This window comes from Methylorubrum suomiense (genome assembly GCF_022179765.1).
In the GTDB taxonomy this organism is placed as follows: Bacteria; Pseudomonadota; Alphaproteobacteria; order Rhizobiales; family Beijerinckiaceae; genus Methylobacterium; species Methylobacterium suomiense.
In genome coordinates this window covers 282,404-300,749 of sequence record NZ_BPRE01000003.1, presented here as the reverse complement: position 1 = coordinate 300,749, position 18,346 = coordinate 282,404, and the positions used below count along the sequence as shown (strand labels likewise).

General features: G+C 70.6%; 14 protein-coding genes. 9 read left to right on the top strand and 5 right to left on the bottom strand.

The genetic code is table 11. From position 1 onward, the window contains the following. The first annotated feature begins 36 nt into the window (after window positions 1–36). Entirely contained in the window at window positions 37–444 is a 408-nt protein-coding gene (locus tag MFF26_RS06820) for a hypothetical protein (RefSeq protein WP_238307784.1), read from the top strand. A 346-nt stretch (window positions 445–790) separates the two neighbouring features. Continuing rightward, window positions 791–1,318 (top strand): Ros/MucR family transcriptional regulator, encoded by a 528-nt coding sequence (locus MFF26_RS06815; protein ID WP_137829420.1) that lies wholly within the window; start codon window positions 791–793, stop codon window positions 1,316–1,318. Window positions 1,319–1,714: 396 nt separating this feature from the next. On the opposite strand, the gene MFF26_RS06810 is transcribed toward MFF26_RS06815, so the two are convergent. The 4 genes from MFF26_RS06810 to MFF26_RS06795 all read right to left on the bottom strand — a co-directional run bounded on the left by MFF26_RS06810 (window position 1,715) and on the right by MFF26_RS06795 (window position 6,961). Then, a complete protein-coding gene (locus MFF26_RS06810) occupies window positions 1,715–2,449 on the bottom strand; it encodes a sigma-70 family RNA polymerase sigma factor (RefSeq protein WP_137829421.1) in 735 nt (244 codons plus the stop codon). Window positions 2,450–2,811: 362 nt separating this feature from the next. Then, on the bottom strand, window positions 2,812–3,594 hold the full coding sequence (locus MFF26_RS06805; protein ID WP_137829422.1) for a class II glutamine amidotransferase: 783 nt from the start codon (window positions 3,592–3,594) through the stop codon (window positions 2,812–2,814). Between the two features lie 272 nt (window positions 3,595–3,866). After that, entirely contained in the window at window positions 3,867–5,048 is a 1,182-nt protein-coding gene (locus MFF26_RS06800; RefSeq protein WP_137829423.1) for a hypothetical protein, read from the bottom strand. After that, window positions 5,045–6,961 carry a DUF3341 domain-containing protein gene (locus tag MFF26_RS06795; protein ID WP_238307783.1) on the bottom strand — a complete coding sequence of 639 codons (1,917 nt, stop codon included), beginning with the start codon at window positions 6,959–6,961 and terminating at the stop codon, window positions 5,045–5,047. Before MFF26_RS06795 ends, MFF26_RS06800 begins: the two co-directional genes overlap by 4 nt. Window positions 6,962–7,287: 326 nt before the next feature. Between MFF26_RS06795 and MFF26_RS06790 the strand changes: the two genes are divergently transcribed. The 5 genes from MFF26_RS06790 (at window position 7,288) to MFF26_RS06770 (ending at window position 14,431) form a co-directional block, all read left to right on the top strand. Continuing rightward, entirely contained in the window at window positions 7,288–9,900 is a 2,613-nt protein-coding gene (locus MFF26_RS06790) for an ATP-binding cassette domain-containing protein (protein WP_137831510.1), read from the top strand. Window positions 9,901–10,150: 250 nt separating this feature from the next. Then, entirely contained in the window at window positions 10,151–11,359 is a 1,209-nt protein-coding gene (locus MFF26_RS06785) for a L,D-transpeptidase family protein (protein ID WP_238307782.1), read from the top strand. A 286-nt stretch (window positions 11,360–11,645) separates the two neighbouring features. Next, window positions 11,646–12,551 (top strand): MBL fold metallo-hydrolase, encoded by a 906-nt coding sequence (locus tag MFF26_RS06780; RefSeq protein ID WP_238307781.1) that lies wholly within the window; start codon window positions 11,646–11,648, stop codon window positions 12,549–12,551. A 296-nt stretch (window positions 12,552–12,847) separates the two neighbouring features. Further along, a complete protein-coding gene (locus MFF26_RS06775) occupies window positions 12,848–13,627 on the top strand; it encodes a glycosyltransferase family 2 protein (protein ID WP_238307780.1) in 780 nt (259 codons plus the stop codon). A 75-nt stretch (window positions 13,628–13,702) separates the two neighbouring features. After that, entirely contained in the window at window positions 13,703–14,431 is a 729-nt protein-coding gene (locus MFF26_RS06770; protein WP_238307779.1) for a fused DSP-PTPase phosphatase/NAD kinase-like protein, read from the top strand. A gap of 160 nt (window positions 14,432–14,591) precedes the next feature. On the opposite strand, the gene MFF26_RS06765 is transcribed toward MFF26_RS06770, so the two are convergent. Next, window positions 14,592–16,082 carry an amino acid permease gene (locus tag MFF26_RS06765; RefSeq protein WP_238307778.1) on the bottom strand — a complete coding sequence of 497 codons (1,491 nt, stop codon included), beginning with the start codon at window positions 16,080–16,082 and terminating at the stop codon, window positions 14,592–14,594. Between the two features lie 511 nt (window positions 16,083–16,593). Here MFF26_RS06765 and MFF26_RS06760 point away from each other — a divergent pair. Continuing rightward, window positions 16,594–17,346: a bacteriorhodopsin gene (locus tag MFF26_RS06760; RefSeq protein WP_137831504.1), complete on the top strand. Its 753-nt coding sequence runs from the start codon at window positions 16,594–16,596 to the stop codon at window positions 17,344–17,346. Further along, window positions 17,346–18,338 carry a Brp/Blh family beta-carotene 15,15'-dioxygenase gene (locus tag MFF26_RS06755; protein ID WP_137831503.1) on the top strand — a complete coding sequence of 331 codons (993 nt, stop codon included), beginning with the start codon at window positions 17,346–17,348 and terminating at the stop codon, window positions 18,336–18,338. Before MFF26_RS06760 ends, MFF26_RS06755 begins: the two co-directional genes overlap by 1 nt. The last annotated feature ends 8 nt before the right edge of the window (window positions 18,339–18,346 follow it).

Genomic DNA, 18,346 nt, shown 5'->3' with positions numbered 1-18,346 from the left:
AGAGCGAGTCCGTGACTTGACGACAGGATGAGTGCCATGCCCGTGGTCTTGCGATCCTTGAGCGATTTCAAAAAGTTCCTGCGCAAGCCCGGGGCGACGCTCCAGATCGTCCAGAACACCTTCGTCGAACGCCAGGATGCGGCATCGCGCGAGGCCTATCGGCGCAAGGGCCTGTACGAGCCGCGCACCCTGCGGGCCCTGTCGAAGCGGGCGGCGGTGTTCGATGTGCGCGGCCACGACACCACCGTGTGGCTCTACTGGGATCGCGGGACCCGCCACTGGCGCTTCTCGGGCGACACCGTGACGGTGCCGCTGCACGCGACCCTGGGGCCGCCGGACGCCGTGGTCTACCGCTGCAGCCTGCCCGAGCCGGAGACGCGGCACCGCACACGCCCCCGCCCCGTTCAAGAGCCGCAAGCGGCCCAGTCGGCTTTCGGTTTCTGAACGGCTCGCAAGATCGGCGGGGAGCCCTGTACGGCAGGAATATCGGCAATCTCAATCGCGATGCTTGGTCCAACCCACTCTGGGCGACAAGACCTCTTCACAAACGCGTGATCTGTCCGAATCAAGTGACGCGCGACTTCGTCTCAATCACACCTCAGCTTGCACAGAACCTCTTGAACCCCTCGAACGAGGCGTCGCAACCGACCTGTTCGTATGAATTGTGACCCTAAACCGTTCGATTTCTCGATTTTTGCAATCACTTCCTGGGAAAATCCCCGGAAACCCACTTGAACTATCCGATAATCCTTATACTCCGAACATCGTGGGGCAAATCAGGAATAGCAGCATGTCGGAAACCAATCAGGCACCTCAACTCGATCGTGTCGAACTCGCGGCGGATCTCGTCTCGGCCTATGTCTCGAACAATTCTCTCCCTTCGGCCGAACTCGCGGCCCTGATCGGGCAAGTGCACGCGGCCTTGACCTCCCTGTCCGCGCCGCAGGCCCCAAAGGAAGAAGAGATCGAGAAGCCCTCCGCCGCGCAGATCAAGAAATCGATCACGCCTGATGCGCTGATCTCCTTCATCGACGGCAAGCCGTACAAGACGCTCAAGCGCCACCTGACCACGCATGGTCTGGACATCGAGGGTTATCGCCGCCGCTACGGCCTGCCGTCCGATTATCCGACCGTTTCGGCGAATTACTCGGCCGCCCGCTCGGCGCTCGCCAAGGATCTCGGTCTCGGCCAGCAGCGCCGCAAGCCCGCCGTCGAGGACACGGCGGAAGTCGAGGAATCCGCCCCGGCGCCGTCCTCGCGCAAGAGCGGAACCGGCGAGGGCCGCAAGACCGGCGGACGCCGCAAGGCCGCGGCCTGATCAAAACCGGGTCATATCCCATCGCGCCGCCGTGATGGGATCGCCCGGACGGCCGGATGGCTCACCGCGCCGGGCGCAGCGCGCCACCGGAGCAGGCGCCCCCTCGGATCCGACGCCGTCCCTCGCGATGACGGGAAGGGGCCCCACCCCGCCATCGTGAAAGGCGCTGAAGCGATCCGCGGCCACGCGCGGACCGGATCGGGGACGAGCGACAGAACCGAACCGAAAGCCCGCGACGATCGGGCGTCACGGTCCGCATATGAGCGGGCGCCCGAAGCGCGCCCCGTCAGCCGGGACGATCCTACGGGTGAAGCCGTTGGGCAAACTTTGAAAGACGGCCTGGGCCGACCGGACTTGGGCCGATCGGTTTTGGACCGACCCAACCGAGCCGGGCGATCAGGCGTCCGGCATCGCCGACTGGATGAACCGGTCGGAGGACAGATCCTCCTCGTCGTAACCCAGCAATTCGGCGAGACGCCCGCGGGCGCGGCTGACGCGGCTCTTCACCGTGCCGACCTTGCAACCCATGATCGTCGCGGCCTCCTCGTACGAGACACCCTCGGCCCCGACCAGCACCAGCGCCTCGCGCTGATCCGGCGGCAGCTTGGCCAAAGCGGTCTGAAGATCCTCGACGTCGAGCCGGTCGCCCTGATGCGGGGCAGTGGCGAGACGCGCGGCGTAGGAACCGTCCTGATCCTCGACCTCGCGCACGCGCTTGCGGTGGTCCGAGTAGAAGATGTTGCGCAGGATCGTGAAGAGCCACGCATTGAGGTTGGTGCCCGGCTGGAACCGGGCCCGGTGCTGCCAGCCCTTCAGCAGGGTGTCCTGAACCAGATCGTCGGACCGGGCCGGGTTCGAGGTCAGCGAGAGGGCGAAGGCGCGTAGCGACGGCACCGCGGCGAGCAGGCCGTTGCGGAATTCGGGATCGACCCGCTCGCCCTGCGCCTTGAGGGCGGCCTCGAGCTTGCCGATCAGGTCGGAGAAGCGCGTCGGCGTATCCTCGCCCGCGCCCAGCGTCTCGTAGACGGTGCGCAGGTGGTCGCCGAGATGCGAGCGGATCGAGTCGGAGAGCTTGGGACGGCCGTCGGTCATCACGGGACGATCCAGGGTGGCTTCGGTGTCGTTGTGCATCGGGCTCTGGCGATCGGAAGGCGTGGGTCTCGGCCGGGCGGTCGCAGGTCCGAGCGGGGCTTTAACATAGTTGTAGCGCATCGGGCGGCCCGGTACACCCTGGCGCTGTCGAATACGGCTCCGCTTGCGCAGTCTGGGGCGTGAAAGCCACAATTCCCCAAGAGATGGCCTCGCCGAAGCAGCTCTAGAATGCGGCAAATCGGACGAGGCGATGCCCGCCCGAGTGTGGATGGCTTCGACCCGGCGCGGAACAACGGATGATGGCGCGCCGCGGCCTTGAGTCCCGCGCCGCCATCGGTCGCCCGATCCCGCGATCGTCTCGCCGGTTCGCTCGGTTGTGCCGGCTCGCCGCCGCTGCGCGCTCAGTCCGCGCCGGCGGCGATCACCCGGACGTCGCCATCCGCCAACACCAGGGTGTCGCCGCGCGAGAGTTCGGTCCAGGTCTCGTCGCGGGTCAGGGCGCGGGTGGCGATCACCGTGACGATATCGGTCGCGGAGGTCTCCTGGGCGAAATCGACCCGCCAATCCTCGTCGATCAGGGTCGCGGTGCCGAAGGGCGCGCGGCGGGTGAGGTAGCACAGCCGCTTGCCGCAATGGGCGTAGAGGGTGCGGCTGTCGGTGAGCAGCATGTTGAACACGCCCCGCTCCGACAGGGCGCGGGCGAGTTCGGCCACCGCGGCCTCCAGCCGGGCCGGCCGCGGGGCTTTCGGAAAGCGCGCCTGCAACTGCGACAGCATCCAGCAGAAGGCGTGCTCGCTGTCGGTGGTGCCGATCGGCTCGAAGCCGCCCAGCGGCAGCCGCTTCACGCCCTTGAGCTGGCCGTTATGGGCGAAGGTCCAGCGCCGCCCCCACAATTCGCGGGAGAAGGGGTGCGTGTTCTCCAGGCTCACCCGGCCGCGATTGGCCTTGCGCACATGGGCGACCACGATGCGGCTCTTGATCGGGTAGCGGCGCAGCAGCTTGGCGAGTTCCGAGCGCGCGCTCGGCTCGGGATCGTGGAAGGCGCGGCAGCCGCGGCCCTCGTAGAAGGTGATGCCCCAACCGTCGGCGTGCGGGCCGGTCTCGCCGCCCCGCCGCGCGAGCGCCGCGAACGAGAAACGGATGTCGGTCGGCACGTTCGCGCTCATTCCGAGCAATTCGCACATGGGTCGCCGGTGGTCTCGAGATCTTGGCGGGGAGGCCGGTTCTTGGCGGAGGCCAAGCCTGACGGGAAGGCGACATTAGAGCATCGCCCCGAAAGGGGGAGGCCGGAGGGCGGGAAAAAGCCGATGGCGGCGCCGCTCGCGCCTTCCGACGAAGCGGACACCGGCTCGTCGCACGGATGCGCCAGACGGAGAACGAGCGACGCGTGCGGCCCCGTACGTGGTCGGGCGCAGCCCTCACGGCCGCGACGAGGAATCCGCTCCTCGTCGTCCGCTCATCGCAGGCGCGTCCGGCGCGCGGCGGAGGCCGCTTCGCGGCCCGGCCAGGCGGGGGTGACGGCGAGCCCCGGAAACAGGCGCCGCAGCGGCGGGGTCAACCCGATGGCGAGCCCGGCGACGCCGGCCAGGGCCAGCAGGTCCACGACACCGATGCGGAAGAGACCGGCGAAGGAGGGGGTGACGAACCACGCCATCTCGGCGAGATGGGCCGCCACGGCCAGGGCGGCCACGAGGCGGGTGCGGTTCTCGCCCGGCCGCAGGGTGAGCGCGGCGGCCAGAGCCACGACGAGGCCGGAGGTCAGCATCAGGGCCCGCCCGGCCGGACCGCCGCGCACGCCGTACCAGGCGGCGGCGTTGGGCTCGGGGCCGAGCATCAGGAACTGCACCGCGTGCAGCCCCGCCGAGACGAGGAGCAGGACGGCAAGCGGCGTCATCCGGTCGTGGCGCCGCCGGGCCGGGCCGATATCCGGCGGGGCGATCACGATCGCGGCGGCCAGCGCGAGGCTCGACCACGCCGCCATCGCGAGGAGGCCGAAGGCGGCGGCATGGAAGCGCCCGTCCACCGCCATGACGAGATCGTCGGCAGCGAGCGTCCCGACCACGGTGTGGACGCCGAGGCCCAGCACCGCCCGCCCGTCGTCGATCCGCCCGGCCTTGCCCCAGGGCTCGCCGCCGCGCCGGGCGAAGAGGAGGGCAAGCCCGATCCAGAGGCCGAAATAGAGGGCGAGACGGCCGGCGAAGGCGGGACGCGAGAACCACAGGGCGGCGAAGGCCCCCGCCGGCCCGGGCCCGGCTTCGCCCCCCTGCGCCCACGGATACAGGAAGGGCGCGAGGAACGGGATCGGCAGGGCGAGGAGGGCGGCCACCGGCATCAGGGCGAGCAGGCCGCGCAGGGTTTCGAGCAGCGCGGTCTCGGGCTGCGGGCGCCACGCATCGGCCCGCTCGATCATGATGGCGACGGGCAGGGCCCCCGCCGGCAGGGCGAGCAGGCAGGTCCAGGCCGCGAGATAGGCCGGCGCCAGCCGCGGCAGCCCATGGAGCAGGGCGACGAGGCCGAGGCAGGCGGCGCCGACGAGCAGGGCCGCGAGGGGCCGCCGGGCCGGATCGAGGAAATAGCCGCGGGCGGTCTTGGCGCCGAGCGCCTTGCGGGCCGCGGCACCGCGCTCATCGATGCTCATGGCGCGGATTCCCGACCCGTCCCGGCCCGGCGCAGGGCGAGGGGGCGGCCCGCCTTCTCCGGCAGAGCCGACAGGCGCCGGGCCCAAGAGCCGAGAGAAGTGCCGAGCGAGGTGCCGGGTGAAGTCTCGAGCGAAGTCTCGGGCGAGGGTCCATCGGCGGCCGGGACGAGGGTCAGGACGAAGACCTCGCGCCAGTCGGGAGGCGGCCCGACTTCCGGTGCCGGCTGGCGCAGATGCCATGCGAGCGCGGCGGCGGCGCCGAGGGCGCCCCCCGCGGCCGCCGCGGAGAGGGTCGGGATCGCCAGCCGCGCCCAGGCGAGGGCGGGCAGAGCCGCGAGGCCGCCGGGCGTCTCCGCCGCCAGGATGGCGGCCTGGGCGAGCAGGAAAGCCGAGCCGGCGAGCACGGCCCCGATCAACGCCGCCTCGCGCACGATCCGCTCGTCCCGGCGGAGGGCGGCGGCGGCCTCCGGCATCGGCGCCGGACCGTAGGCGTCGAGATGCAGGGCCGGCATCGGGGTTCCGAGGCCGCGCAGCCCCTCGACCAACCCGGCCTCCGAGGCGAAGGCGGCGGCGAGCCCCGCCCGGGGCGGGGGACCGGCCCCCTCCGGCGGGAGGGCGACGGGGCGGCGGTTATGGAGGAGGGCCAGCCCGCGCAGTTCGGCGATCGACACCGCCGGCACGAGGCGGAAGGCGACGCGCAGACCGAGGCCGAACAGGGCGGCCGACCCGACGGCCATCGCCAGCAGGCCGGGGAGGGGGCTCGCCGGGCCGGAGGGAAGATCGCTCGGCACGATCAGAAGATGGAAGGCACCGGCCCCGAGGGCGGCGAGCGCGCCGACGAGGCCCAGCGTCACCGCGCTGCGCCGCGCGGCGCCGACCCAGAGCGCCTGCGTCGGCAGGAGGCCCGCGAGCATCAGCGTCCAGAAGGCGGGCGCCTCGGCCCCCGTCAGCCGCTGCGCCACGATCGCGCGCTCCGCCTCCGTGCCGTGCAGCCCCGCGATCACCGCCTCCGTGACGTGGCAATAGAGCCCGGCGAGTCCCAAGGCCAGGATCAGGCGTCCGAGGATGTCGAGATGGCGCCCCGTGACGAAGCCGTCGAAGCCCGGCTCCCGCCGCAGGAGGGCGGCGAGCATGGCGATCAGTCCGGCCCCCGAGAGCACGGCGCCGACGACGAGGGCCACCGGGAGCAGCGTGTCGTGCCGGTCGGTCCGGGCGGCGAGCGTCAGGGCGAGGTCGGTCTGCAGGGCGAAGGCCGCCAGGATGCCGACGAGCGCCAGCGCCCGGCAGGCCCGCTCCCAGACGAACCATTGCCACGACGAGCCGTGCCAGCCGGCCGCCGCGCGGCGGTAGAACGCCGCCCGCCAGGACACGCGCTGCGCCTCGGGGCGGTCGCGCAGGTCGGCGAGATCGGGCACGAGCGCCGCCGCCCACTGCCCGAACGCGGAGACCGTCACCGCCGACAGGGCCATCAGGAGGGTGGTCCGGTCGGCGGAAGCGGGGTGCAGCGCCGCGCTGAGGCAGGCCAGGACCGTGGACACCAGAGCCGCCAGAAGGGCGGCGGTCTGGGCGAGGCGGATGATGCCGCAGCGCCAGTCGACCCGGGCCAGAGCCACGAGCCCCGAGATCGTCAGGCAACCCGACGCGAGGCCCGCCCACCAGCCGAACCCCGCTGCGGCGAACGGCGCGCGCGCCGGGCCGGTCCCGGACAGGAGCCAAGCGAGGATCGCCGCGAGCCCACCTGCGACGGCCAGCCACCGGACCCGGCCTGCGGGCGCGAGGACCGCGCGCGCAGCCGCCGCGCCGATCCGCGTGACGGTGACGGAGGGGGAGAGGACCGCCGGCCCGCGCAGGCGCTCCTCGACGGTGCGGGGGAGGCCCGCTGCGGCGGGGGGGAAGGGCGGGCGCCGCGTCATGACCGCCGGTCCGGACCTCTGCTCATGAATGCGACGAATCCGGGTGCGCGCCGGCCGGCGCCTGCCCTTCACCCTGCTGCGGGATGTGTCGCGGCGCACCTCAAAGAGCAACCGCCATGCCCGAATGCAATGGGGCGGTCCGGCGCACCGGGCTTGCGCCGCCGTCTATCCGTGCGAAGAGGGCGGGACACGGCCTTCCTCGTCCCTCTCACGCCCCCCGTTCCGTCCCGCCCCGTATCCGCCCCGAACCGCCGCGCGCGAGCCGCCGATGCCCCCTCGAAACGCAGCCAACGGTCTCGATTCCCGGCTCGCCACGGGATGCGTCGATGCAGCGTGACCCGATCCTGTTCGCCTGGGCCTCCGCGCCGCGCCGCCACGCGGCGGCGCTCGGGCTCGCGGTCGGACTCGGTCTGCCGCTGGCGCTGTTCGTGCTCGTCTGCCTGCGCGACCTCATCGCCGTGCTTACCCGCTCGACGCCGGACGCCCTGCCGTTCCTGCGCATCGCCCTGCCGCTGCCGGGCCACCACCTGAACGAAGCGCCGGTGCTGTTCACCGGCTGGAGCCTGCCGCCGGCGGAGCTGCCGCTCCTGGCCCTGAGCGCCCTCATCGCCGCCGCCCTGGCGCTCGCGGCTCTGGGCGGCGGCGTGGCCCTGCTGTGCTTCTCCGCCCAGGCGCGGGCGACCGCCCGGATGCGGACGCGGGCGCGCGAGGCGATCCTCGCTTCGCCGCCGGGGGCGCGGGAGGATCTGCGGGCGCTGCCGGCCCTGGTCGGCCGGGCGCTCGCCCGGATGGGGCCGCTCGCGGCCGTCGGCATCGTCGTGCCGGGGCTGACGCTCGCGGCGATCCTGCTCGCCCTCGTGATGGCCGAACTCGCCGCCCCCCGCCTCGTGCCCGTGGTGGCGATGCTGCTCGCCGCCACGGGGCTGGCCCGCGCGCTCCTGCTCGGCCGCGCCGCCGCCCGCCGGGCTCTGCGCCGCGACGACACCACCGCCACGGAAATCGGCCTGCGCGACCTGATCCGCCGGATGCCCGCCGTGCGCGCTCACGGCGCGGCGGCGTTCGAGCGCCGCCGCCTGGGTCTGCGGGCCCGGGCCGCCCGCTCGGCCCTGGTGCGGGCCGAGGCGCGGCTGGCCTATGCCCGGGCGCCGGCGCTCGCCCTCGTGGTGATCCTGCCCGCCCTCCTCATCGCCACCGCCCTCTGGCAGGGCGAGGCGGCGACCGAGGCCGACAACGTGCTACCCGGAGCGCTCGCCGCGGCGGCGGGCGCGTTCGGCATCGCCGCACTGCTGATCTCGGCCTGCCTGCGCCTGTGGACCCGGCGGGCGGCGGTCGCGCCGCTGTTTCGCGACATCGCCGCCATCGTCGAGGCGCTGGAGCCGCGCTCCGTCGGCGAGGCCCGCGTCTTCGCGGATTTCCCCCCGGTCGGGGTTCTCGCGGCCCAGGGCGTCGGGGCCTACGATCCGGCGAGCGGCGAGCGCCTGACCGGCGTCGACCTCACCCTGCCGATGCCGGCCCATGTCGCCATCGTCGGCCCGCGCGGCAGCGGCGTGCGGGCGCTGGCCGCCCTGCTGGCCGGCCAGATCGAGCCGACCGCCGGGGCGCTGACCTACGGCGGCACGCCCCTGCGCGCCTTCGATCCGGCCGAGCGGGCGCGGCGCATCGCGCTCGCCGGCGCGGAGGCGATCCTGATCGAGGGGACGCTGCGCCAGAACCTGCTCTACGGTGCCCGCAGCGGCGACCGCGAGGCCTCCGGACTGGCCGAGCGCATCGCCATCCTCAAGCTCACCGGCCTCGACGCCTTCGTCTACGAGCGCGGGCTGGAGGCCTCGGTCGATCCCGAGGACGATCCCGCCACCGCGAACGCGGTGGTCGCCGCCCGCCGGGCCGTGCGCGAGGCGCTCGCCGCGCAGGGCATCGAGCGGCTGGTCGAGCCGTTCGATCCCGCCCGCTACAATCATCAGGCGGATCTGGGCGAGAACCTGCTGTTCGGCGAGGCGGTCGGCCCGGCCTTCTCGGCGGGGCGGCTCGCGGCGCATCCCTACCTGCGCGCGGTGCTGGAGGCGGAGGATCTGACCCGCACCCTGGTCGATGTCGGGCTGCAGGTCGCCCGCTCCACCGTCGAGATCTTCTCGGATCTGCCCGACGACCATCCCTTGTTCGAGACCTTCTCCCTGTTCCCGGCGGACGAGCGGGGCTATTTCGAGGACCTCGTCGCCCGCCAGCCGGATGCGCGCAGCTTCCGCCGCGGCGCGGCCGGGCAGCGCGACCGCGAGCGGCTGATCGGGCTGGCGCTCCGCTACAACGAGACCCGCCACCGCTTCGGCCTGATCGACGCCGCGCTGGAAGAGCGCTTGGTCGCTGCCCGCCACTCCTTCGCCGCGCTGCTCCCGGCGCGCTACCGGGAGAAGATCGAGTTCTACGATCCCGCCCGGCTCACCGCCGCCGCCAGCCTGGAGGAGAACCTGCTGTTCGGCCGCATCACCCAAGGGGAGGCGGGTGCCGAGGCGCGGGTGCGGTCGCTCGTGCGCCAAGTGCTGGCCGAGCAGGGTCTGGAGCCCACGGTCTACCGCCTCGGCCTCGCCACCCGCATCGAGGCCGGCGCGGCGGGAGCGGCCCAGGGCCAGCGCGCGGTGCTGGGGGAGGGTGCCATCGGCCCGCGCGAGCGGGTGGCGATCGAGTTCGTGCGCTGCCTCGTCCGCCGGCCCGACATCCTGGTCGTCGGCCTCACCCTCGACGAGCGCAAGCCGGACGAGGTCGCCGCCCGGATCGCCCGCCTGCGCGCCGTCCGTGCGGGGGCGGGCCTGATCGTCTGCCTGCCGGACGAGGCGACCCTGCGCCGCCAAGCCCCGTTCGACGCGGTGATCCGGGTGGAGCGCAACACCGTGACGGGGATCGACGGGGTGCGGCTCGACGCGCCCGCGCATCGGGCACCGGCCTGACTTGGCCGATCCCCCCAACACTCTCCATCCCGATCTTCCCGCGCGGGCGGGCCTTGAAGGAGGCTTCCAGGGATCGCGCGGCTGGCTGGAGCCCTCCTTCGAGGGCGACGCTTCGCGCCGCCGCCTCAGGATGAGGACGTGGACGGGACGAGCCGCCCCCGCAAATCCGCCTCAAACCTCGAACAGGACTCGGGCCGCGTCGCCGCGGGCGACGCCGGCCTTTCCCCGCCGGTCTCGATCGAGACGGTGCATGCTCTTCCCCGACGCCGCACGACGCCCGACGCGCCCTCTCCTGCGCCTGCTGACGGCGACCCTCCTGGCCCTGCTCGCGCTCGCGGCGCCCGCCCGGGCCGACAAGGCGAGCCAGCCGATTCCGCCCGCGACCCTGGCGCTGATGGCGGCCAAGGGCACGAGCGCGTCGGCGCCGATCCTGCTGCGGGCCTACAAGCGCGAATCCGAGATCGAGCTGTGGAAGCGCAACGGCGCCGGGCGCTACGTCCCGATCAAGACCTACCCGATCTGCCGCTGGTCGGGGCAGCTCGGGCCGAAGACCCGAAACGGCGACCGGCAGGTGCCGGAGGGGTTCTACACCGTGGCCAAAAGCCAGATGAACCCGAACTCGCGCTACTATCTCTCCTTCGACATCGGCTATCCCAATGCCTACGACCGGGCGCACGGCGCCACCGGTTCGGCGATCATGGTGCACGGCATCTGCTCGTCGATGGGCTGCTTTGCCATGACCGATCAGGTGGCGGGCGAATTGTTCGCGGTCGCCCGCGAGGCCTTCGCCGGGGGGCAGGGCGCCTTCCAATTCCAGGCCTTCCCGTTCCGGATGACGGCCGCCAACATGGCCCGCCACCGCACCGACCCGAATATCGGCTTCTGGCGCCAGCTCAAGGAAGGCTCCGACCGCTTCGAGGCGACCGGGGAGGAGCCGGTCGTCGGCGTCGCCAACGGGCGCTACGCCTTCGCCCCGTCGAAGGACCCGGACAAGGAGGCCGCCGCCCAGGCGCTGCACCGGGACGAGACGGCGCGCATCGCCGCCCTCGCGGAGGAGGGGGCCGCCGCCGTACGCACCACCTATTCCGACGGCGGCCAGCACGCCTTCTGGGCCCACCGCATCAGCCAGGGGTTTCCGGTGGGCGACATCAGCCGCCCGGAGGCCCTGGCCTATGCCGGCCAGGAGGTCGTGCTGATCGCCGCCCGACGGAAGCCCGCGCCGCCCGCCATCATGCCGGAGACGCTGTGGGCCGCGGTGATCGGGCCGGGCACGCCGTTCTTCCCGCGCCGGATCGCCGAACGGCCGCCCTACGCGGGTGGGACGGCCCGCCTCGCCGCCTACGCGATGCGCTATCAGGAGACCCTGCCGACGCTCCTGCGGGCCTCGCTCGACGGGGAAATCGGGCCGCCCGTTCTCGCCGAACCGCAACCCATGGTCGAGCGGATGGCTCAGCGTTAAGCCATCGTCCTTGCTTGCAAAACCGGGACGCATTTCTCGATTTTGTGCCGCAAAAACCTACTCAAAGCTCGGCACAGACCCTCTCGCGTCGGTGCGCGAGTTTCACACAGGTCAAAACGACGTGTGCGGGCTCGCACACGCACCCGCATGGCCGCCACCCATCTCAGCGCGGTACACTCCGCCCTATCGTAGGGCCGAAGGACCGCCGCGGATCGTCAAGCGGATGCGTGCGGCGGCGCTGTCACTGTGGAAGGCTCGGGAACCGCCCGGGCAACGGTACCGATCCATGACCCTGACGAGTCCAGCCAAGGACGACGCCCTGACACTGCGTTTCTGGGGCGTACGCGGCTCGACGCCGGTGAGCGGCCCGGAAACGGCCGAGTTCGGCGGCAATACCCCCTGTCTCGAAGTCCGATGCGGCGAGCGCCTGTTCGTCATCGATGCGGGCTCCGGGCTCGGCGCCTTCGGGCGCCAGAGCCTCGACGACCTGCCGCGGGAGATCGATCTCCTGTTCAGCCATCTTCACCTCGACCACAGCGCCGGCCTGCCCTTCTTCAAGCCCGCCGTGCTCGACGCGGCGCGCACGATCCACACGTGGTGCGGGAATCTCGACGGCGAGAGCGCCGCCGCCGCCCTCGACCGGCTGTTCTCGCCCCCGCTCTTTCCCGTCACCCTCGACATTCTGCCCTGCACCTTCCGCCATCACGGCTTCCGTGCGGGCGAGACGCTCACCTTCGCCGACGGCTCCCGGGTCGACACGATCCTGCTCGACCATCCCCAGGGCTCGACCGGTTTCCGGTTCGACCATGCGGGCAAGCGGCTCTGCGTGATCAGCGACATCGAGCACGGCGCCAACTGGCCCGACCCGACGCTCTGCCGCTTCGTCGAGGACGCCGACCTGATCGTCTACGACGGCATGTTCACCGAGAGCGAGTATTCGCGCTGCTGCGGCTGGGGCCACTCGACCTGGCAGAAGGGTGTGGAACTGGCCAAGGCCGCTCGCGCCAAGGCGCTCGCCATCATCCACCTCCATCCCTGTCATTCCGACGCGCAGCTGCGCAAGGTCGAGGCGGAGATGCAGCAGGAGATGCCGACCGCCTTCATCGCCCGCGAGCGCCAGTCGGTCGAGGTGGGCCGTCCGCTGGTGAGCTTGGCCGAGCCGCCGATGCTGGCCCTGGCGCGGCGGGCCTGAGCCGCCGGGCTCCGACGCCGGGGAGGAGGCGACCTCCTTCGACGGATGGGTCGCGGCAGGACCGGGATCCGGCGCATCGTCCGGAATGCCGAGATCAGGCTCGGGCGTCGGGCTGCCTACGATCGGAAGATCCGGAAAGTGTGGCGGGCCGACCGGTTAATGCCCCCAGGGATCGTCGGGTGCAAGGCGGCCAAGGTGTGCTATCCTTAGCCCCACGCCTCAATACTCACCCGCTGCATGCTGTCGCCCGGCGCACAGACCCATCGAACGGCAAGATCCCGGACCTCTGACGCCACATGCAACGCAAGATATCCTGTACAATCATCACGTACAATGAGGAAGACAGGATCGCCCGTTGCCTGAACAGCGTTCGAGATCTCGTCGACGAGATCATCGTCGTCGATTCAGGAAGCTCCGACAGAACGATCGAGATCTGCAGGAGCTTCGGCGCCAAGTGTTTTCACAACGCCTGGGTCGGATACGGCCAACAGAAGAGATTCGCGGAGGATCTGACCGCTCACGACTGGATCTTGAATCTCGATGCCGACGAGTGGCTGACCGACAAGACCCGAGCCCAGATTCAAAACCTGTTTCGGAACAAGCCCGACGACGAAATCTACGGTTATCAGTTCAAAATCAAGCAGGTCTACCCTGGCGCGAACAAGCCGAGACTGCTTGCCGATTATCATCTCTATATCAGACTTTACAACAAGAACTTCTGTCGTTTTCCGGACAGCGCCGTCTTCGACGAGGTCAAACTCGACCGGAAGAACATGGGCTTCATCAGTGGACCGATCTTCCACCAGTCCATCCTATCGATCCGCCACCTTATCGATAAGAACGTCAAATATTACAAACTTCAATCCAAGGAAATCAATAAATCTCACCCGTCCACCATTCCAAGGATCGCGGTGGAGCCGTTCACCGTGTTCTTCAAGTATTATTTGCTCAAGAGACATTTCACCGGCGGCGCGTACGGGTTCATCGTCGCCGCGACGATCGCGATGCTGCGCACCTACCGGCTGATCATCATCTCCTCCTCCGGCAAGGCGAAGAAAGACCTGCCCGTCCGCTGAGGCGCCGGCACAGCGCCCTGCGAACCGGCGCGGCTTCCGCGCTCACGATCGAAAGCTCAGTCGAACGCTCCCACCATGGACAAGAAAAGCGAACAGAAGCTCAGGCGCCGCAACGAACGGCGATTGTCGCGCATCGCGCGGTGGGACCGGCCCCTGCACGGGTGGAGCGACCGGCTCGGGGCGTGGATCAACATGCTGTTCGTCGATCACGGCATCTTCCGGGTGTTCTACCTGAACGCTCATTCCGTGGGCGGCGGCAATCTTTGGCGGTCGGCGCAACCGACACCGAACCAGCTGAGGGGGTTTCACCGGAAGGGAGTGAGAAGCGTCGTCTGCCTGCGCGGGCAGAGGGAGTACGGCTCATGGCCCTTGGAGAAGGAAACCTGCGCGGATCTCGGCATCGCGCTTCACGAGATCCGCATCCGCTCCCGAGAGGCCCCCGAACGATCGGAAATTCTCGAACTCAAGCGGATCTTCGAGGCGATCGAGTACCCGGCCCTGATCCACTGCAAATCGGGGGCGGATCGGGCCGGTCTGGTGGCCGCCCTGTTTCTGCTGTTTCGCGAGAACGCCCCCGCCTCGGACGCCATCCGGCAGCTGTCGTGGAAGTATGGTCACATTCGCTCCGCGAAGACCGGCATCCTTCACGACGTCATCAAGTCGTACATGACCCATAGCCAGACCCACCCGATCTCCTTCGAGGATTGGGTCGCATCCGAGTACGACCCCAAGACGATCACGGAGAGCCGGAAGACGTGGTCGGCAGCGCGCTTCGTGACGGATAAGATCCTGCGGCGCGAATGACGCCGCCCCGATCACGGCGCGCCCTCGCACCCTTCGCGGCGGCAACGGCCCCCGGAGGACGCGGCCCAGCCAACGGTCGCGATGACACGCCGGATGGCCGGGCTCCCGAGCCCGGCACGGGTTCGGAAGCCTGCGCAGGTCGGGAAACGCGCTCCGGGGCCTACAGCGCCGTGGTCGCGCCCGCGCCCTCCTCGCGGCCGATGCGGCTGTGGCGGCGGCTCCAGGCGAAGTAGATGATGAGCCCGATGGCGAGCCAGATGATCAGGCGCAGCCAGGTCTCGCCGTCGAGGGAGACCATCATCGCGGCGCAGGAGAGCACGCCGAGGATCGGCACCAGCGGCACCAGCGGCGTGCGGTAGGCGCGGGGCGCGTCGGGCTGGGTCCGGCGCAGGATGACGACGCCGATGCAGACGAGAATGAAGGCGAGCAGCGTGCCGATGCTCGTCATGTGGCCGAGCTGGGAGATCGGCAGGAAGCCGCCCAGCGCGCTGGTGAACACCATGAAGAACAGGTTCGAGCGGTAGGGCGTCTTCCAGGTGGGGTGGATCGCCGAGAAGAAGCCCGGCAGCAGCCGGTCCTGGCTCATGGTGTAGAACACCCGGCTCTGGCCGAGCAGCAGCACGAGGATCACGGTCGAGAAGCCGCAGATCACGCCGAAGGTGACGAGGCCCTTGAGCCAGGGGAACGGCGTCTGGGCGATGGCCGTGTTCACCGGGGCGGCGTCGCCCTTCATGGCATCGTAATGGACGAGGCCGGTCAGCACGCCCGCGAAGGCGATGTAGAGGATCGTGCAGATGAACAGCGAGCCGAGGATGCCGATCATCATGTTGCGCTGAGGATTCTTGGCCTCCTGCGCCGCGGTCGAGACCGCGTCGAACCCGACATAGGCGAAGAACACCACGCCCGCCGCGCGCATCACGCCGCTCCAGCCATACTCGCCGAAATTGCCGGTATTGGCGGGGAGGAAGGGGTCGTAATTCTGGGCTTTGACGTAGAACAGGCCCACCCCGATCACGGTGAGGACGACGACGATCTTCACCAGCACCACGACGCCGTTGACGCGGGCCGATTCCCGGATGCCGATCATCAGCAGCGCCGAGGCGGCGACGATGATGAAGATCGCCGGGAGGTTGACGAGGCCGTGGGCCATGGTGCCGTCGGCGAGCTGGTAGGTCTCGAACGGCGAGTGGACCAAGGTGCCCGGTAGGGTGATCCCCAGCGTGTCGTGCAGGAAGCGCGTGACGTAGCGCGACCAGCTCACCGAGACGGTGGCGGCGCCAACCGCGTATTCGAGCACGAGGTCCCAGCCGATGATCCAGGCGATGAACTCGCCCATCGTGGCGTAGGCGTAGGTATAGGCCGAACCCGCCACCGGGATCATGCCGGCGAGTTCCGAGTAGCACATGCCGGCAAAGGCGCAGCCGATCGCCGCGATGGCGAAGGAGATGACGACCGCCGGCCCTGCATGCTCCGCCGCGGCGATGCCGGTGAGGGAGAACAATCCGGCCCCGATCACCGCGCCGATCCCGAGCCCGATCAGGCTCCAGGGTCCGAGATGGCGCTCCAGCTTGTTCTCGCCGTCCTCCGCGTCGGATCGCAGGCGCTCCAGCGTCTTGATCCGGAAAAGGTCGCTCGCCAAACCTGCCGCCATGTCGGTCCGTCACTCCCCTGGGACGGGACACCGCCCCGGTCCGATTTGGATTTCTTAAACTCTAGATCAATCCCGAAAATCCCGCTCGCGCAACGGGCTGAGGCTCGTTTGACGTGCAAGGGCCGGGCCGGTGCCGATGCACGGCCGGCGTCTCGGATGCGACTCCGTATCCGTAGCGACGCCGTCGGTTCGCGATCGGATTTCGCGGTCTCAGGCGGCCATGACGACGCTTCGAACCGACGATCCCGGCCGCTGCGCCCCGGCGATTGCTTGGGAAGGCGGGCCGCGAGCCCCCGTCCGACGTTCTCGCGGCCTGAACGGCGCAGGCCGCCCGGTCCGTTAGGCCGACGGGCGAGCTCGACGAGGTCGCCCCATCGCGGCTCGCGGGAGGGCACGGTTCTCACGCGACTGTGACCGAAGTCCTAGAAACATCCCGTGCCGGCCATGATTGCCCGTGCGCGGCACCACGTTCCGGGTGCGCATTTCATCCCACGATCGCGAAGAGATATCGATGACGCCTCAATTCTGGCTCTGGCTCGGCTTTGCCGGCATGGCCGCAGGAGCCGCCGCCATCCTGTTCCTGGGCAAGAGGCGAACCCAGGCCGAGGAGGCGGACACGATCATCCACGGAATCGTGCCGATCATCGCCGCCTGCTCCTACTTCGCCATGGCCACCGGCCAGGGTAGCCTCGTCCTCCCGGCCGGGCCCGACGCGGCGGAGGCGACGCGCCAGTTCTACTTCGCCCGCTACATCGATTGGACCTTCACCACGCCGCTGCTGCTGCTGGGCCTCTCCCGCACCGCCATGCATTCGGGCATGCGCCGCCCGGCCATCGTCTGGGGCCTGATCGGCTCCGATCTGATCATGATCGTGACGGCCTTGGCCTTCGGCCTGTCGCAGGTCGCCTGGGTGAAGTGGACGTGGTTCGCCATCTCCTGCGGCGCGTTCCTGGCGGTGTTCTACGGGATCTTCGTGCAGCTGCGCGAGGAGAACGCGGCGGAGCGCGACGACGTGCGCGCGGCCTTCCTGCGCAACGCCGTGTTCCTCACCGTGGTCTGGTGCGCCTATCCGGCGGTGCTGCTCGTCGGACAGGACGGCCTCGGCCTGCTCTCGCCGGCCCTGGCCCTGGCCGTGATCGCCGTGCTCGATCTCACCGCCAAGGTGGTCTACGGCCTTATGGCGACGGTCCAGACGACCCGCGCCGTCGATCGCGACCTGGCCGAGACCCGCAGCCCCGCCGCGCCGCTGCGCCGGGCAGCGTGATGGGAGGCGCGGCTCGCCCCTTCGCGCCGCTCGGCACGGGGTCCGTTCGGGCGGGCCGCCCTCTCCGCATCGCGGGGCTGGGGCTTGCGCAGCTGGGCGCGGCCCTGGTCGCGTGCGGGCTGATCGCCTCGGCGCTCCTCCCGCGCGAGGCGTCCTGGCTCGCGGCGCTCGGCGCGGTGATCGTGCTGGGGGTGCCGCACGGGGCCCTCGACGGCGCCGTGGCGGCGCCGCTCCTGCGCCCCCGCTACGGACGGCTCTGGTTCGGCGTTTTCGCCCTGCCGTATCTCGGCCTCTCCGCGCTGATTCTCCTGGCGTGGCAGGTCACGCCGCTTCCCACCCTGGCCGGCTTCCTCGCGCTGTCGGTCCTGCATTTCGGCGAGGAGGATGCCGGTCCGGGCCGGCCCGTGGAGGCCTTCCTGCGCGGCGGATTGCCGATCGCCCTGCCGGCCTTGCTGCATCCCGAGGCGACCGCCGACATTTTCGCGGTCGTCACGCGGGTTCCGATGGCGCAGCTGCCCGCCTGGTGGACGGCCGCCGCCTGGCTCTGGCTCACCCTTGCCGCGATCGTGGTGCCGTTCCGGCTCGCGGCCCATCCGCCGCGACGGGCGATGCTGGCCGAACTGGCGGGCCTCGCCGCGGCCTTCTGGCTGCTGCCGCCGCTCACGGCCTTCGCCCTCTACTTCGTCACGCTCCACGGTCCCCGCCACATGCGCGCCCTGGTCCGCGACCCGGTGCGGGCGCCCGGCATCGACACGATGGGGCGGGCCGTCCTCGCCGCCCTGCCGATCTTCGGCCTGACCCTCGGGCTCGGCGCGGCCCTGTGGCCGCTCTACGCCTCCGGCTCGGCCGATCCGACGGCGACGCTTCTGACCCTGACCCTGCAGATGCTCTCCGCGCTCACCGTGCCCCACGTCCTCCTCGACCGGTTGGCCTCCCGCCACGCGCCCCCGCCGCCGACCTTCGCGGATTCCCTGCACCGGCCCAGCCGATGAGATCGGGC

Excerpts from the sequence above, each read along its gene's own strand:
- MFF26_RS06820 (WP_238307784.1), top strand. The coding sequence starts at position 37 with ATGCCCGTGGTCTTGCGATCCTTGAGCGATTTCAAAAAGTTCCTGCGC.
- MFF26_RS06815 (WP_137829420.1), top strand. The coding sequence starts at position 791 with ATGTCGGAAACCAATCAGGCACCTCAACTCGATCGTGTCGAACTCGCG.
- MFF26_RS06810 (WP_137829421.1), bottom strand. The coding sequence starts at position 2,449 with ATGCACAACGACACCGAAGCCACCCTGGATCGTCCCGTGATGACCGAC.
- MFF26_RS06805 (WP_137829422.1), bottom strand. The coding sequence starts at position 3,594 with ATGTGCGAATTGCTCGGAATGAGCGCGAACGTGCCGACCGACATCCGT.
- MFF26_RS06800 (WP_137829423.1), bottom strand. The coding sequence starts at position 5,048 with ATGAGCATCGATGAGCGCGGTGCCGCGGCCCGCAAGGCGCTCGGCGCC.
- MFF26_RS06795 (WP_238307783.1), bottom strand. The coding sequence starts at position 6,961 with ATGACGCGGCGCCCGCCCTTCCCCCCCGCCGCAGCGGGCCTCCCCCGC.
- MFF26_RS06790 (WP_137831510.1), top strand. The coding sequence starts at position 7,288 with ATGCAGCGTGACCCGATCCTGTTCGCCTGGGCCTCCGCGCCGCGCCGC.
- MFF26_RS06785 (WP_238307782.1), top strand. The coding sequence starts at position 10,151 with ATGCTCTTCCCCGACGCCGCACGACGCCCGACGCGCCCTCTCCTGCGC.
- MFF26_RS06780 (WP_238307781.1), top strand. The coding sequence starts at position 11,646 with ATGACCCTGACGAGTCCAGCCAAGGACGACGCCCTGACACTGCGTTTC.
- MFF26_RS06775 (WP_238307780.1), top strand. The coding sequence starts at position 12,848 with ATGCAACGCAAGATATCCTGTACAATCATCACGTACAATGAGGAAGAC.
- MFF26_RS06770 (WP_238307779.1), top strand. The coding sequence starts at position 13,703 with ATGGACAAGAAAAGCGAACAGAAGCTCAGGCGCCGCAACGAACGGCGA.
- MFF26_RS06765 (WP_238307778.1), bottom strand. The coding sequence starts at position 16,082 with ATGGCGGCAGGTTTGGCGAGCGACCTTTTCCGGATCAAGACGCTGGAG.
- MFF26_RS06760 (WP_137831504.1), top strand. The coding sequence starts at position 16,594 with ATGACGCCTCAATTCTGGCTCTGGCTCGGCTTTGCCGGCATGGCCGCA.
- MFF26_RS06755 (WP_137831503.1), top strand. The coding sequence starts at position 17,346 with ATGGGAGGCGCGGCTCGCCCCTTCGCGCCGCTCGGCACGGGGTCCGTT.